Raw genomic sequence first — 14,398 nt, forward strand, 5'->3', positions numbered from 1 at the left:
TCTGCCCCCATTTCACGGCGCCGTGACAAAAACAGCCACCATGCCGCCCAAGTCAAAGCCCGGCCGCGCACCGTTGCACGGCACCGCCGACAAGCCGCGCCGCGCCCGTCGCATGTCCGCCGCCCAAGCCGAGGCTTTCATTCGCGGCCTTGCCGTCGCCAACCCGACGCCGCGGCCGGAACTGGAGTACCGCGATCCCTTCACGTTGCTCGTCGCCGTGGTGCTGTCCGCGCAGACGACGGACATCGCCGTGAACAAGGCAACGGCCACACTGTTCGAGGCGGCGCCCGACGCGGCGTCGATGGTGGCTCTCGGGGCGACCGGCATCGCGCCGCACATCCGCCGGATCGGCCTCTGGCAGGCCAAGGCGAAGAACGTCGCGACGCTGGCGGCCATGCTGCTGGAACGCCATGGCGGCGAGGTCCCCACGACGCGTGAGGCGCTGGAAGCCCTGCCCGGTGTCGGCCGCAAGACCGCGAACGTCGTGCTGAACGTCGCCTTCGAGCAGGACACGATGGCGGTGGACACGCACATCTTCCGCATCGGCAACCGCACGGGCCTCGCGCCCGGCAAGACACCGCGGGAGGTCGAGGACGGGCTCGTGCGCCGCTGCCCGCCGGAACTCCTGCGCGACGCGCACCACTGGCTCATCCTGCACGGCCGCTACGTCTGCAAGGCGCGGACGCCGGATTGCTGGCGCTGCCCGGTGATCGGCGCCTGCAACTACCGCGACAAGGTCGCGGCGCCGGCGGGCATGGACGAGCTGCCGCCCGCCCCGCCGGCATGAAAAAACCCGGCCGGAGTCGCCCCCGGCCGGGTCGTTACGTCACCGCTCGGATCAGCGCCCGGTCTGCTGGATCGCCGAGAGCATCCAGGACGCGCCCTGCGGCCGGACGAAGGTCCAGAGCTCCGTCGCGGTCTGCCGCGCGCCCGCGTCACCCTCCACGACCTTGCCCGTCGCGTCATAGGTCACGTCTACGAGCGAGAAGCGCATCGCAACCGTCGCGTAGTCGAGCCCATCCTCGTTCCAGGCCTCCGACAGGTCGCCGGCCTCGAGCCGCACGTCGCGAGTCTCGTTGCGCCAGCCCCGGGCGTCGAGGTCGCGCATGTCGCCCTGGAAGTAGCGGACCATCTCCGGAGTCCCGAGGCGGTTGAGCGCCGTCACGTCACGCCGCGTCCAGGCGTCGTTCACCTCGGTCAGCATCCGCTCGAAGGCCGCGAAGTCCGTCGGGCCAACCTGGATCGGGCGCGTGGCCGGGGCGCCGCCGCCGGCACCGTAGGCCGGGCCGCCGGTCGGCTGCTGCACCTCCCGCGCATAGGCGTTCGGCATCGCCGAGCCGCCCATCGGGCCGGCCCCGGCCATGGCCAGCGCGGGCTGGCGGCGTCCGCGGATGAGGCGGACGACGAGGTAGACCAGGCCTGCGATCAGCGCGATCTGGAGCAGGAAGCCCAGCACGCCCGCGAGGCCGGAGATGCCGCCGAAGAAGCCGGCGCCCGTGAACATCCCGAAGAGGCCGGCCGCGAGCAGGCCGCCGGCGAGGCCGCCCATCAGCCCGCCCATGAAGCCGCCGCGCTGCGGCTGCGGCGCCGGAGTGGCCATGCCGGGGCGGGCCTGCGCGGGCGCGGGCTGGCCAGTCGTCGACGGCGTGCGCGGGGCTTCGGTCCGGTCGAAGCGCTGGCCGCCCTGCGGCGCCGTGTTGGTCGAGGGCGGCGCGGAATAGGTCCGGCTGCCGCGGCTGCCGGAGGACGAGCCGCCGCCGGGCCGGGCCTCGGCGATGGCGGGACCAAGCGCCAGGGCGAGGGCCGCGGCGAAGGTCAGGAAGCGTGCGCGGGTGCGCATGTGGTCGGTTTCCCCAGAGGAAGCGCGTTTCTGACGCCGCTGTAATATAGGGGAAAGGTTGCGGATTGCACCCCCCTTCCGTCACCCTTCGGCCCGGAGAAGGAGATCGAAGCGATGGGCATGCGACAGGTATCGACGACCGGGCGGCGGATCGGCGTCGTCGCGGCGGGCCTGATGCTGATGGCGGGAACTGCCTGGGCACAGGCGCCGGCCACACCCGGCCCCGGTCGGACCCTGCGGGTCGCGACGAGCGTGGATGCCTCCACCCTCGACCCCCACGCGAACAACGCGCTGTTCACCTTCCTCGTTGTCTCGCAGGTCTACGAACCCCTGGTCCACCGCGGCGATGACCTGAAACTGGCGCCCGGCCTCGCGACACGATGGGAACAGGTTGAGCCGACGCGCTGGCGCTTCCACCTGCGCGAAGGGGTACGCTTCCACGGCGGGGAGACCCTGACGGCCGACGACGTGGTCTTCAGCATCGGCCGCGCCCGCGCGCCCACGAGCAACTACGGCATCTTCGTGGACACCGTGACCGGCGCCGAGGCGTCGGGCCCGCTGGCGGTGGACGTCACGACCCGCGTCCCCGACAGCTCCCTGCCGGACAAGCTGACGCGCGTGCTGATCATGTCGCGTTCCTGGTCCGAGGCGAACCGGGCGGAGCGCCCGCAGAACTTCAGCCAGCGCGAGGAGATGTTCACCGCGCGGAACACCAACGGGACGGGACCCTACGTCATCCGCCGCCGCGACGTGGACTCCCGCACCGTCTTCGGACGACACGAGGCCTGGTGGGGCGCGGCGGCGGACGTCGCCCGCGGCAACGTCACGGATTACCAGCACATCATCCTCGCCTCCGACGCCACGCGGGTCGCGGCCCTGCTCTCGGGCGAGGTGGACATGGTCCACGTCGTCCCTGCGCAAGACGTGGAGCGCATCCGCCGCCAGCCCAACCTGCGGGTGCTGGAAGGGCAGGAGAACCGCACGGTCTTCCTCGGCATGAACCAGGACGCGGAGGAGCTCGCCGGCTCCGACGCGCGGGGACGCAACCCGTTCCGGGACCTGCGGGTGCGGCAAGCCGTCGCGCACGCGATCGACATGAACGCCATCCGCACGCGCACGCTGCGCGGCCAGGCCGTGCCGACGGGCAGCATGTGGACCCAGTTCGTCAACGGCTGGTCGCAGGACACCGACCGCCGCCTGCCCTATGACCGCGACGCCGCGCGGCGGCTGCTGACCGAAGCCGGCTACCCCAACGGCTTCTCCGTGCCGCTGGACTGCCCCGTCGGCACCTACGACGAGGCCTGCCAGGCCGTCGCGGCGCAGTTGGCGCAGGTCGGGATCCGGGTCTCGCTCAACCTCCTCCCCAACGCGCAGTTCACGCCGCGCCTGCTGCGGCGGGAATCCGTGTTCTACGCGCTGTCCTGGGGCGTCCCGACCTTCGACGCGCTGTACACGCTGCGCTCCATCATGCAGTCGCGCGGCGCCGCCGGCGTCGCGTCCTGGAATGCCGGGGGCTGGAGCAACGCCCGCTTCGACGAGCTGGTGAACGCCGTGGAACGGGAGCCGGACGCCGAGCGCCGCCGGGCCCTAATCCGGGAAGCGCACGCGATCCACAACGACGACCTCGGGCATATCCCGCTCTATCACATGGTCATCCCCTGGGCGGTGCGGCAGGGCGTGACCGTGACGCATCGGGCGGACAACCAGTTCCAGGTCCGCGACATCCGCGTGGAGTGACGGCGGGGCGCCTCACCACTCGGCGAAGCTGCCGTCGCCGTGCCGCCAGACCGGGTTGCGCCAGCGATGCCCCTCGCGGGCGCGCTCCCGCACGTGTTCCTCGTTCACCTCGATGCCAAGGCCGGGGCCTTCCGGGATCTTCACCCAGCCGTCCTCGTAGCGGAACACCTCGGGGTTGGAGAGGTAGTCGAGGAGGTCGTTGCCCCGGTTGTAGTGGATGCCGAGCGACTGCTCCTGGATCGCGGCGTTGTGGCACACGGCGTCGAGCTGGAGGTTCGCCGCAAGCGCGATGGGGCCGAGCGGGCAATGCAGCGCGACCGCGACGTCGTGCGCCTCCGCCATCGCGGCGATCTTGCGTGTCTCGGTGATGCCGCCGGCGTGGGAGGGATCGGGCGGGATGATATCCACGTGCCCGCGCGCGAGGATCGGCTTGAAGTCCCATCGGGAGTAGAGTCGCTCCCCCAGCGCGATCGGAATCGTCGTCGCGGCGGCGATCTCGGCGAGCGCCTCGGCGTTCCCGCTCAGGACCGGCTCCTCGATGAACATCGGCTTGAAGGGCTCGAGCTCGCGAACGAGGGTCTTCGCCATGGGACGGTACACCCGGCCGTGGAAGTCCACCCCGATGCCGAAGCCCGGGCCGACGGCCTCCCGCACCGCGGCGAGGCTCGCCACCGCCGCGTCCACCGCGCCGTGGCTGTCGATCCAGCCCATCTCGGCCGTCCCGTTCATCTTCACCGCGGTGAAGCCGAGGGCCGCGCGTTCCCGCGCCGCGGCGGTATCGGCGGGCCGGTCGCCGCCGATCCAGGAATAGACGCGGATGCGATGGCGCACGGGCCCACCGAGCAGCTTGTGCACCGGCTGGTTCAGCGCCTTGCCCTTGATGTCCCAGAGCGCCTGGTCGATGCCGGCGAGCGCGCTCATGTGCACGCCGCCGCCGCGGTAGAAGCCGCCGCGGTAGAGGACGGTCCAGTGGTCCTCGATCGGCGAGGGGTCCTTGCCGATGAGGTAGTCCGCGAGTTCCTCCACCATCGCGGCGACGCTGTGGGCGCGGCCCTCCAGCACGGGCTCGCCCCAGCCGCTGATGCCCTCGTCGGTGTCGATCTTCAGGAACAGCCAGCGCGGCGGCACGAGGAAGGTGGTGAGCGCGGTGATCTTCATGGGCCTCTCCCTTGCCGGACCGGGGACGGGCCGCGCCGCGCGGCGTCGGCACGACCCGTCCGGGCCGTACCAACGCGCCGGGGCCTCACGCCGCTTCGGCGTTCCGCTCCTCCATCATCGCCTTGAACGCGGGACGCGACTGGCAGGCCGCGATCCAGGCCGAGAGGTTCGCGCGCCCCTCGAACAGCTCCGGCGCGCCCTGGGCGTAGCGCGTGACCTCCGCGACGTTGACGTCGGCCACCGTGAAGCGCCCGCCGACGAGGTGCCCGCCCCCAGCCGCGAGCGCCGAATCCAGCACCGCCATCGGGTTCCTCAGCCCGGCCACCGCGTCACCGTAGATCCTGGCGTCGTGCCCCTTCGACCCCTTGGGCCCGTAATACACGACGTTGATCGCGTGCGGCTCCACCGTCGCCCCGGCCCAGAGCGACCACATCGTCATCAGCGCGTCCTCGCGCAGGTCGCGCGGCGCCAGCGGCCCGCCATGCTTCTTCGCGAGGTAGAGGTTCATCGCCAGCGATTCGTGCAGGACGAAGCCGTCATCCTCCAGCGAGGGGATCAGCCCGTTTGGATTGATCGCGAGGAACTCCGCCGATGCCGTGCTCATCTCGCCCGGCTTCGCGCGCCCGGCCTGGAGGACCGGCACGCGCTCATATTCCGCGCCGAGCTCGCGCAGCAACCAGTCGGGGCGCGACGCGCGGGAGCGCAGGCAGCCATAGAGCTTCGTCGCCATGGGATCGTTTCCCCTCCTCCGTCCGGAGAGGGCAACGGGCCTCACGCGCCGGCGAGCGTCAAGCCCTCGACCCGGATCGTCGGCGCATCGGTGCCGCGCCGGAAGCGCAGGTCATCCGCCGGTGTCATGTTCAGGAAGATGTCGCGCAGGTTCCCCGCGACGGTGACGCCGGAGAAGGGCTCCGCCAACGCCCCGTTGCGGATGACGAAGCCCGAGGCGCCGCGGGAATAGTCGCCGGTGATGCCGTTGACGCCCATGCCGATGAACTCGGTGATGTAGAAGCCCTCGACGATGTCGGCCATCAGCGTCTCCGGCGTCACCACGCCCGCCTGCAACCAGAGATTCGTCGCGGAGGGCGAGGGCGGTGACGAGGTCCCGCGGCTGGCGTGCCCGGTCGTCGCCATGCCCAGTTGCCGCGCCGAGCGCGTGTCGAGGATCCAGGTCGTCAGCACCCCGTCTTCCACGATCGCGCGGGGCCGGGCCGGCGTGCCCTCCCCATCGAAGGGCCGGGTGCGGAGTCCCCGCGCCCGCAGCGGATCGTCCATCACCGTCAGCCCGCGCGGCAGGATCTGCTTGCCCAAGGATTCGCGCAGGAAAGTCGTGCCGCGCGCGACGGAAGCCCCGTTGATCGCGCTGGACAGGTGGCCGAGCAGCGAATTGGCGACGCGGGGATCGTAGATCACCGGCAGCCGCGCGGTCTTCGGCCGCGTCGGGTTCAGGCGCCGTACCGCGCGTTCGCCCGCGTTGCGTCCGATGGTCGCGGGATCGTCGAGGTCCGCGAGATGGACGGTGGAGGAATAGTCGTAGTCCCGCTCCATCCCCGTCCCGCTACCCGCCAGCGCGGTCGCGGAGATGGAGTGGCCAGAGCGCGAATACGTCCCCGCGAAGCCGTTGGAGGCAACGAGTGCGATCTCCGTCCGGGCCCAGCCCGCATCGGCCCCTTCGGAATTGGTCACCCCGGCGATGGAACGCGCCGCATCCTCCGCGATCCGCGCGCGCAGCGTCAGCGCGGCGACGTCGGAATGCTGGCCGTCATCCATCTCCGGCGCCGAACCGGCCGGCACCGGCGGCGGGGCCTCGGGCAGCCCGCCATAGGGATCCTCCGGCACCGCGCGGGCCATCGCGACCGCGCGTTCGGCCAGCGCGGCGAAGTTCAGCGGGTCCGGGTCGGTCGTGGAGACGATCGCCGACCGCTTTCCCACGAAGACCCGCAACCCGATGTCGTGGCTCTCCGACCGCTCGACATTCTCGACCTCGCCGAGGCGCAGCGACACGGACAGGGACGCGCTGCTGGCGAGGAGCGCGTCAGCGGCATCGGCCCCCGCCGCGCGCGCGGCGCCCACGAGGTCCGACAGGCGGTTGAGCGGGTTCATCAGGCCGCGAGCTTCTCGGCGATCTGCGGCAGGTGCGGCACCTTCCCCGCGGGCCCGAGCGCCGCGAGCGTCGGCGCCCCGCGGAAGGCCCGGGCGGCGGCGGCATGCACCTGGTCCACCGTCACCGCCGCGATCTTCGCCTTCGTCTCCTCGACCGGGATGATCCGGCCATGGACCTGCAACTGCCGCGCGATCTGCTCGCAGCGGGATCCCGTGGATTCGAGCGACATCAGGACGGAGGCCCGCAGCTGCGCCTTGGCGCGCGCCAGTTCCTCCTCCGTCACGTCGCGCTGCACGCGGCGCAGCTCCTCCAGCGTTGCGGGCATCAGCTCCGCCGCCTGATCCTCGCCCGTGCCCGCGTAGATCGTGAACAGGCCGCCATCCCGGTACGGCGCGTGGTAGGAATAGACCGAATAGACCAGCCCGCGCTTCTCCCGGATCTCCTGGAACAGCCGCGACGACATGCCGCCGCCAAGGATCGTCGAGAGCAGCATCGTCGGGTAGTGCATCGAGTCGCCGTAGGACGGCCCGGGGAAGCCGAGGACGACATGGACCTGGTCCAGGTCCCGCTCTTCCCGGAACTCGCCGCCCGTGTAGCGTGCCGCCTCCGCGGCATGCTCCTCCGGCACCGGAAGGTCGCCGAAATGCTGCTTCGCGAGCCCCACCAGCGTGTCGTGCTCGATCGCGCCGGCGGCCGCGACCACCATCCGCGACGGTCCGTAGTGCCGGCGCATGTAGGCCATCAGCACCTCCCGCGGCAGCTTCTCGATCAGCGCCGCCGGCCCCAGCGTCGGCCGCCCCATCGGCTGCGCCTGGAAGGCCGTGTCCTGGAAGTGGTCGAAGACGATGTCGTCCGGCGTGTCATTCGCCTGCCCGATCTCCTGCAGGATCACGCCGCGCTCGCGCTCCACCTCCTCCGGCGCGAAGGTCGAATTCGTCAGGATGTCGCCGAGGATGTCCGCGGCCAGCGCCACGTCCTCCTTCAGCACCTTGGCGTAGTAGGCCGTGTTTTCCCGCGCCGTGTAGGCGTTGAGGTGCCCGCCCACCGCCTCGATCTCCCGCGCGATGGCCGCAGCGTCCCGGCGCTTCGTGCCCTTGAAGGCCATGTGTTCCAGGAAGTGGGCGACCCCGTTCTCCTCCGCCCGCTCGTCGCGGGTGCCGGCATGGACGTAGGCGCCGATCGAGACGGTCTCGACCCTCGGCATGGTGTCCGAGACGACGGTGAGGCCGGAGGGGAGGCGGGTCAGGCGGATGGCGCCGGTATTGGTGTCGGCGGCCGGGAGGGCATCGGTCATGCCAGTAGATGTAGGGTCTTCCCGCCCGGGGCGCGAGGGACCGAACGCCTGCCGTCCCCGCCCCCGCTCTACCGTTGCGGGCGCCGCCGGCCGCACCCTGGGTGTACGGGCGATGAACGTCACCCTGCCCTTCCCGCTGGACCTGGAGGCCGTGGCTGCCCTGTGCCGGCGGTACCACGTCAAGCGCCTCGACGTCTTCGGCTCGGCCGTGGCCGGGGACTTCGATCCGGATCGGAGCGATCTCGATCTCCTCGTGGAATTCGAGGACGTGCCAGAGGCGAAGGGCTGCAGGCCCTATGCCGATCTTCTGTTCTCGCTGGAGGATCTAGCCGGGCGGAGAGTGGACCTGGTCGAGTCTGGCGCGGTGAAAAACCGCTACGTCCTGAAGCAGATGCAGGCGCAGCGGCAGCCTCTCTATCCCTCCCGCCGATGACGACCCGGAGCGCGCGGCAACTCCTCCAAGAAGCGATCGAGCACGGGCGGCATGCGCGCCGCTTCGCCACGGGCCAAGCCTATTTGTTTGGACTACGAAGCGGACGAACTCCTCCGGTCCGCGATCGAACGAAAGTTGATGATCGTCGGCGAGGCCTTGGCCGATCTACGTCGGCGGCGCCCTGACGTCGCCGCACGCATCACGGCCATCCGCGACGTCATCGCATTCCGGAACATTCTCGGCTACGGCGTGGTCGAGGACGACCGGGTCTGGGACATCGTCCAGCGCTTCCTGCCCGCCCCGGAGCAGGAACTCGAAGTTATCCTCGGCGATCGCGACCTGGACTGACCTACCGGTTCCGCCCCACCTGCGCCCGCACCGCCGCCTCCACCACCCCGAGGTCGGCCTCCATCACGTCGAACCGCTCCTCCCGCCCGTACAGGTCCGCCAGATGCTCCGGCAGCGGCGCCCGAACCCCCGTCGCCCTCTCCACCGCGTCCGGGAACTTCGCCGGATGCGCCGTCGCGGCGACGATCACCGGCACCGACGGATCCGCAGGCGCCCGCGCCCGTGCCGCCGCGGTCCCGATCGCCGTGTGCGGGTCCGCCAGGTACCCCCGGCGTGCAGCCGCCGCATCTCTGCCAGCGTCGCCTCGTCATCCACCGCCTGCGCCCGGAACAGCGACGTCGCGTTCCACCACGCGGCCTGCGGCACCGGCATCGTCCCCGTCTCCCGGAACGCCCGCATCGTCGCCGCGGTCGCGGCGGGGTCCCGGTCCAGCAGCTCGAACAGCAGCCGCTCGAAGTTCGACGACACCTGGATGTCCATCGAAGGCGACAAACTCGGCACCACCGGCCGCGCCGACATGTCGTTGGCCCCCACGAAGCGCACGAGGATGTCGTTCCGGTTCGACCCGATGATGAGCGACGCCACCGGCAGCCCCATCTTCCGCGCCGCCCAGGCCGCCAGCACGTTGCCGAAGTTCCCCGTGGGCACCGCGAACACGACCTCCCGCTCCGGCGCGCCCAGCGCCAGCGCGGCGTAGGCGTAGTACGGGATCTGCGCCGCGATCCGGGCCCAGTTGATGGAGTTCACGGCGGAAAGCCGCATCTCCTCCCGGAACGGCGCGTCGTTGAACATCGCCTTCACCAGATCCTGGCAGGCATCGAAGTCCCCGCGCAGCGCGATGTTGCGGATGTTCGGCGACATCACCGTCGTCATCTGCCGCCGCTGCACCTCGCTCGTCCGCCCCTCGGGGTGAAGGATCACCACCTCCAGGCTCGCCCGGTCCCGGCAGGCCTCGATGGCGGCGGAACCCGTGTCGCCCGACGTGGCGCCGACGATCGTCAGCCGCTGCCCACGTCGCGCCAGCACGTGGTCGAACATCCGCCCCAGCAGCTGCAGCGCGAAGTCCTTGAACGCCAGCGTCGGCCCGTGGAATAGCTCCAGCGCGAAGGTCCGGTGGTCCACCTGCACCAACGGCGCGACCGCGGCATGGGCAAAACCCCGATACGCCTCCGCGCACATGGCCGAGAGCGACGAATCGTCGAAGGTGCTCCCCGTGAAGCGCGACAGCAGCCGCGCCGCCACCTCCGCGTAGGACTGCCCCCGCAGCCCACGCCACTCGCCGGCGGACAGGGTCGGCCAGGTCTCCGGCACGAAAAGCCCGCCATCCTCCGCGAGCCCTGCAAGCAGGACGCCCTCGAAGTCGCGCGGCGCGGCTTGCCCGCGGGTGGAGACGTAGCGCATGTCGCGCCGTGTAGGGGATCGGCAGCCGCGCGGCGAGACGGGAGGGGCGATGGGCTGGGTTGCGCGCCTCAAGGGCTGGGCGAAGGCCATCCGCCGCGATTCCGTTGCCCTCTGGCTCGCCGCCCGCGACCCCCGGACGCCCTGGTTCGCGCGGGCCTTCGCGATCGTCGTGGCGGCCTACGCCCTCTCCCCCGTTGACCTGATCCCCGACGTCATCCCCGTCCTCGGTCTGCTGGACGAGGCGATCCTGCTCCCCCTCGCCATCCTCCTCCTCGTCCGCATGCTCCCCCCCGCCGTCTTCGCGGAGCACCGCGCGAAGGCCATCACCCTCGCCGAACGTCCCGTCAGCCGCCTCGGCCTCGCGATCGTCGTCGCGATCTGGCTCGCCCTGGCCCTTCTCGCCGTCCGCTGGCTCGGGCCCGGCTGAGCCCACGCCTTGAGTGGCCCGCGCGCCGGCCCATCTGGCGCGCCGTGATCGTCCGCCGCGCATTCCTGCTGACCCTGCCCGCCTTCGCGGCCGCCGCGCAGCAGGCCGAACTCGCCGGCACCCCGCCCGGCCCAATCACCCCCGCCCGCCCTGGCACGCCGGAAGGCGACGCCCTGATCGCCCGCGCCCGCGACGGCGGCCTGGTCCTCTACCAGCGCCACGCCGACACCTCCGGCGAACCCTGCGACCGTTCCTTCCGCGTCGGCGATCGCGCAGGGCAGCGCAACATCTCCCCCGCCGGCCGTGTCCAGGCCGCCGAGATCGGCCGGCGCCTCCGTGACCTCGGCATCCCCGTCGCGCTTCCCGTCCCCGCCGGCCCCGTCTTCCGCGCCCGCGACACCGCCGAGGTCGCCTTCGGGCCGGAGAACGTCCGCGTCACCGACGAACTCTTGGCAGATGACTACGCCGGCGGCCGCCTGGACTGGGTCCTGGCCGCCCACCGCCGCCTCCTCTCCGACCCCGTACCGGCCGGCACCAACCGCGTCCTCGTCGGCCACCGCACCCCCGCGATCATGGTCCTGGGTCCCGCCGTCGCCTCCCGTGCCCTGCCGGAGGGCGCCTTCGTGATCCTGGAACCCGTCGCGGCCTCTGCCCCGCGCATCCTCGGGGTCCTCGACCTCGTCCCCGCCCCCGGGGGCGGCTGGCACGGCTGCGGCTGATCGTTACAACTTGACTGTACCGGCCGGACGGTCCAAGTCACCGTCCAGACGGTACAGCAGGACAGGACGACACGCCCCATGGACGCCCTCCCGCTCCGAGACGCCCAAACCCGCATCCTCGACGCCGCCGAGGCCATCGTCCGCGCCCGCGGCGTTCCCGCGCTCACCCTCGAGGGCGCCGCGCGGGAAGCCGGCGTCTCCAAGGGCGGCCTCCTCTACCATTTCGCGTCGAAGGAGGCCCTGCTCACCGCCCTCCTGCAGCGCCTGGCCGAGGGCTTCCACGCCGAGTTCGAGGCCCAGGTCGCCGCCCAGCCCCCGGCCGCGGCCGCGTCCTCCGCGCCATCCTGTCCTGGGGCTTTGACGAACCTGAAACCTGCGAGCAGCACCACCGCGCCGCCGCCGTCTTCCTCGCCGCCTTCCACCACGACCCCTCGCTGCTCGACCCCGTTCGCGCCTTCCTCGCACGGCTGCGAGAGGCCGCGCTGAACGACGGCGTTCCCGCCGGCCCGGCCATGGCCGTGATCACGGCGGCGGACGGCCTCTTCATGGCCCGCATCTTCCGCCTCTACGAACCCACCGAATCCGAGATCGCGGACCTCCACGCCACCCTCCTGGCGATGGTGGAGGGCCGGCCGTGAAGCGCTGGGCCTTCCTCCTCGGCCTCGGCGCCTTCGGGTCGATGGGCGGCTACGCCTGGCACGCCGGCCTCGGCCCCTTCGAGCCGCCCGCGGTCGTCACCCCCGCCCAGGCCGCCCCGGCCCAGCCCCTCGGCATCGGCGCGCTCGGCCGGGTCGAACCGGCGTCCCGCATCCTCAAGCTCACCCAGGGCGGCATGATGGGCACCATCCGCCTAGACCGCCTCCTCGTGCGGGAAGGCGAGACCGTTCGCGCCGGACAGGTCCTCGCCGAATTCTCCGACGCGGCACAGAAGGACGCCGCGGTCGGCGAGGCCGAGGCAAAGGTCGCCCAGATGCGCGCGACCCTCGACAAGGTCCGCGCCGGCGGCTCGCGCTCCGAGGTCGAGGCGGCACGCGCCCGCATCGCCTCCGCCCGCGCCGCCGAGGAAATCGCGCGTCGCGACACCGCGCGCTCCGAACGCCTTCTCCCCTCCGGCGCCGAGACCGCGGCAACCTACGACCGCAACCGCTTCCTCGCCGCCCAGCGCGCCGCCGAGCGCGCCCAGGCCGAGGCCGACCTCGAAACCCTCACCAACCCGCGCCGCGAGGACGTCGCCCGCGCCGCGGCCGACCTTGCGGCCGCCGAAGCCTCCCTCGCCAAGGCCCGCGCCGACGCCGTGCTGTCGCGCCTCTACGCCCCGATCGACGGCACGATCCTCCGCGTCATCGCCCGCGCCGGGGAGCCGGTGAGCAACGACGGCGTGCTGGAAATGGGCGACCTGACGCGTCTCGACGTCGTCGCCGACGTCTACGAGACCGACATGCCCCGCATGCGCGAAGGCGCGACGGCCGAGGTCGTCGTCCCCGGCCAGGCCACCCGCTACCCCGGCCGCGTGCGCGAGATCGGCTGGGTCGTCCGCCGCACCACCCAGGCCGGCACCGACCCGGTCGCCGCCGTGGACGCCCGCACCGTCGAAGTGCGGATCGAACTGGGCGAGGAAGGTCGCCAGGCCCTGATGCGCCGTTCCAACATGCAGGTTCAGGTGGCGATCCGGCCGTGAACGCACCGGTCAACATCCTCCCCCAGCCGCCCGACGTCAGCGCACCCGGCGTCGGCACACCGGCGCGCGTCGTGCGCACGCCCGGCTTCGGCCAGGGCCTCGCCCTCGCCGTCCGCCTGGCCTGGCGGCAGTTGCGGTCGGAAAAGGCCCGCCTCGCCTCCGCCATCGCAGGCGTCATGTTCGCCTGCGTCCTCGTCTTCATGCAGCTCGGCTTCCGCTCCGCGCTCTTCGACAGCGCGACGGCCCTCATCGGCGCCATGCGCGCCGACGTCTTCCTCATGCATCCGCTGACCACGGCGTCCTTCCGGCCGGAGACGCTGCCCCGCATCCGCGCCTACCAGGCGCTCGCGGTGCCGGAGGTGCAGGCCGCCGCCCCGATCTACCTGGCCCAGGCGACGTTCCGGAACCCGGAGAACGGCTCGCGCCGCGCCATCCAGCTCGTCGGCTTCGACGTGGAATCCGGCGTGATGGATTTCCCCGGCCTCGCCCCCCTCGTGCCGATGCTCAAGCGCCCCGACAGTTTCGCCTTCGACATGCGATCCCGCCCCGAATTCGGCGCCGTCGGCCAGATGTTCCGCGACCGCGGCGAGTTCCCGATCCAGGTCGGCAACCGCGACATGACGATCGTCGGCACGATCGAGATCGGCCCCTCCTTCGGTGCCGACGGCAACATGGTCCTCTCCGACGTCAACTTCCGCCGGATCGTGCCGGGACGGAACGTCTCCCAGGTGGACCTCGTCGCGATCAAGCTGCGCGACGGGGCCGACCCCGCCGCGGCCATGGCCTCGCTTCGCCGCGTGCTGCCGCAGGACGTCGTCGTCATGTCCGCCACCGAACTCCGCGCCCACGAACGCGCGTACTGGGAGAATGCGACCCCGATCGGCTTCATCTTCATGTTCGGCTCGCTCATGGGCTTGGTCGTCGGGATGGTGATCGTCTACCAGATCCTCTTCAGCGACATCGCGGGCCACCTGAAGGAATACGCGACGCTGAAGGCGATGGGCTATTCCAACGGCTACCTCGCCCGCGTCGTCCTCGGCGCCGCCGTCATTCTCGCGATCCTCGGCTTCATCCCCGGCGCCATCGCATCCTCCCTCCTCTATGACTTCGTGGGCTCGGCGACCTTCCTGCCCCTGTTCATGACGCCCGACCGGCTGGTGCAGGTCTTCGTCATGATCTTCACCATGTGCGCCGTCGCCGGCCTGCTCGCGGTGCGCAAGCTCCGCGACGCCAACCCCGCGGACATGTTCTGATGGCCC

At 71.6% G+C, this 14,398-nt stretch carries 14 protein-coding genes and 2 pseudogenes; 10 read left to right on the plus strand and 6 right to left on the minus strand.

The annotated features are described in order from the left end of the window. The first annotated feature begins 112 nt into the window (after window positions 1–112). A complete protein-coding gene (gene nth / locus ACE7GA_RS07175; RefSeq protein WP_376100145.1) occupies window positions 113–787 on the plus strand; it encodes an endonuclease III in 675 nt (224 codons plus the stop codon). Between the two features lie 51 nt (window positions 788–838). Here the strand turns inward: nth and ACE7GA_RS07180 are convergent, their stop codons facing one another. Continuing rightward, on the minus strand, window positions 839–1,840 hold the full coding sequence (locus ACE7GA_RS07180; protein WP_376097678.1) for a Tim44 domain-containing protein: 1,002 nt from the start codon (window positions 1,838–1,840) through the stop codon (window positions 839–841). A 120-nt stretch (window positions 1,841–1,960) separates the two neighbouring features. On the opposite strand from ACE7GA_RS07180, the gene ACE7GA_RS07185 reads away from it, so the two are divergent. After that, the gene (locus ACE7GA_RS07185; protein WP_376097681.1) at window positions 1,961–3,577 is read left to right on the plus strand and encodes an ABC transporter substrate-binding protein; all 1,617 of its coding nucleotides are present in this window, start codon (window positions 1,961–1,963) and stop codon (window positions 3,575–3,577) included. A 12-nt stretch (window positions 3,578–3,589) separates the two neighbouring features. Here the strand turns inward: ACE7GA_RS07185 and dgoD are convergent, their stop codons facing one another. The 4 genes from dgoD to ACE7GA_RS07205 form a co-directional block, all read right to left on the minus strand. Further along, window positions 3,590–4,735 carry a galactonate dehydratase gene (dgoD, locus tag ACE7GA_RS07190; RefSeq protein WP_376097684.1) on the minus strand — a complete coding sequence of 382 codons (1,146 nt, stop codon included), beginning with the start codon at window positions 4,733–4,735 and terminating at the stop codon, window positions 3,590–3,592. A gap of 85 nt (window positions 4,736–4,820) precedes the next feature. Further along, window positions 4,821–5,465 (minus strand): glutathione S-transferase family protein, encoded by a 645-nt coding sequence (locus tag ACE7GA_RS07195; protein ID WP_376097687.1) that lies wholly within the window; start codon window positions 5,463–5,465, stop codon window positions 4,821–4,823. 41 nt (window positions 5,466–5,506) lie between these two features. Continuing rightward, window positions 5,507–6,838 carry a TldD/PmbA family protein gene (locus ACE7GA_RS07200; RefSeq protein ID WP_376097690.1) on the minus strand — a complete coding sequence of 444 codons (1,332 nt, stop codon included), beginning with the start codon at window positions 6,836–6,838 and terminating at the stop codon, window positions 5,507–5,509. Beyond that, window positions 6,838–8,133 (minus strand): M16 family metallopeptidase, encoded by a 1,296-nt coding sequence (locus tag ACE7GA_RS07205; protein ID WP_376097693.1) that lies wholly within the window; start codon window positions 8,131–8,133, stop codon window positions 6,838–6,840. The genes ACE7GA_RS07200 and ACE7GA_RS07205 overlap by 1 nt, the downstream gene beginning before the upstream one ends. A 112-nt stretch (window positions 8,134–8,245) precedes the next feature. Here ACE7GA_RS07205 and ACE7GA_RS07210 point away from each other — a divergent pair, with 112 nt between their 5' ends. Both ACE7GA_RS07210 and ACE7GA_RS07215 read left to right on the plus strand, forming a co-directional pair. Then, on the plus strand, window positions 8,246–8,566 hold the full coding sequence (locus tag ACE7GA_RS07210; RefSeq protein WP_376097696.1) for a nucleotidyltransferase family protein: 321 nt from the start codon (window positions 8,246–8,248) through the stop codon (window positions 8,564–8,566). A gap of 87 nt (window positions 8,567–8,653) precedes the next feature. Continuing rightward, on the plus strand, window positions 8,654–8,914 hold the full coding sequence (locus ACE7GA_RS07215; protein ID WP_376097699.1) for a DUF86 domain-containing protein: 261 nt from the start codon (window positions 8,654–8,656) through the stop codon (window positions 8,912–8,914). 1 nt (window position 8,915) lies between these two features. Here ACE7GA_RS07215 and thrC read toward each other — a convergent pair. Continuing rightward, window positions 8,916–10,315, minus strand: a pseudogene (thrC, locus tag ACE7GA_RS07220) (threonine synthase). Between thrC and ACE7GA_RS07225 the strand changes: the two are divergent. From ACE7GA_RS07225 to devC, 6 genes and pseudogenes are all read left to right on the plus strand, one after another. Further along, window positions 10,314–10,742: a YkvA family protein gene (locus tag ACE7GA_RS07225; RefSeq protein ID WP_376097702.1), complete on the plus strand. Its 429-nt coding sequence runs from the start codon at window positions 10,314–10,316 to the stop codon at window positions 10,740–10,742. The pseudogene thrC and the gene ACE7GA_RS07225 sit on opposite strands and share 2 nt — an antisense overlap. Before the next feature lie 44 nt (window positions 10,743–10,786). Next, on the plus strand, window positions 10,787–11,461 hold the full coding sequence (locus tag ACE7GA_RS07230) for a hypothetical protein (protein ID WP_376097705.1): 675 nt from the start codon (window positions 10,787–10,789) through the stop codon (window positions 11,459–11,461). A gap of 78 nt (window positions 11,462–11,539) precedes the next feature. Beyond that, window positions 11,540–11,704: pseudogene (locus ACE7GA_RS07235) on the plus strand (helix-turn-helix domain-containing protein); the annotation flags it as partial. Window positions 11,705–11,805: 101 nt separating this feature from the next. Further along, entirely contained in the window at window positions 11,806–12,099 is a 294-nt protein-coding gene (locus tag ACE7GA_RS07240) for a hypothetical protein (protein WP_376100147.1), read from the plus strand. After that, window positions 12,096–13,139, plus strand: a complete 1,044-nt coding sequence (locus ACE7GA_RS07245) for an HlyD family efflux transporter periplasmic adaptor subunit (RefSeq protein WP_376097708.1) — start codon at window positions 12,096–12,098, stop codon at window positions 13,137–13,139. The genes ACE7GA_RS07240 and ACE7GA_RS07245 overlap by 4 nt, the downstream gene beginning before the upstream one ends. Next, on the plus strand, window positions 13,136–14,392 hold the full coding sequence (gene devC / locus ACE7GA_RS07250) for an ABC transporter permease DevC (protein WP_376097711.1): 1,257 nt from the start codon (window positions 13,136–13,138) through the stop codon (window positions 14,390–14,392). Before ACE7GA_RS07245 ends, devC begins: the two co-directional genes overlap by 4 nt. The last annotated feature ends 6 nt before the right edge of the window (window positions 14,393–14,398 follow it).

The organism is Roseomonas sp. CCTCC AB2023176 (assembly GCF_042259275.1).
Lineage (GTDB): Bacteria > Pseudomonadota > Alphaproteobacteria > Acetobacterales > Acetobacteraceae > Roseomonas.

Coding starts and splice junctions, on each gene's coding strand:
- ACE7GA_RS07180 (WP_376097678.1), bottom strand. CDS start 1,840: ATGCGCACCCGCGCACGCTTCCTGACCTTCGCCGCGGCCCTCGCCCTG.
- ACE7GA_RS07185 (WP_376097681.1), top strand. CDS start 1,961: ATGCGACAGGTATCGACGACCGGGCGGCGGATCGGCGTCGTCGCGGCG.
- ACE7GA_RS07225 (WP_376097702.1), top strand. CDS start 10,314: ATGTCGCGCCGTGTAGGGGATCGGCAGCCGCGCGGCGAGACGGGAGGG.
- ACE7GA_RS07200 (WP_376097690.1), bottom strand. CDS start 6,838: ATGAACCCGCTCAACCGCCTGTCGGACCTCGTGGGCGCCGCGCGCGCG.
- dgoD (WP_376097684.1), bottom strand. CDS start 4,735: ATGAAGATCACCGCGCTCACCACCTTCCTCGTGCCGCCGCGCTGGCTG.
- ACE7GA_RS07205 (WP_376097693.1), bottom strand. CDS start 8,133: ATGACCGATGCCCTCCCGGCCGCCGACACCAATACCGGCGCCATCCGC.
- ACE7GA_RS07195 (WP_376097687.1), bottom strand. CDS start 5,465: ATGGCGACGAAGCTCTATGGCTGCCTGCGCTCCCGCGCGTCGCGCCCC.
- ACE7GA_RS07210 (WP_376097696.1), top strand. CDS start 8,246: ATGAACGTCACCCTGCCCTTCCCGCTGGACCTGGAGGCCGTGGCTGCC.
- nth (WP_376100145.1), top strand. CDS start 113: ATGTCCGCCGCCCAAGCCGAGGCTTTCATTCGCGGCCTTGCCGTCGCC.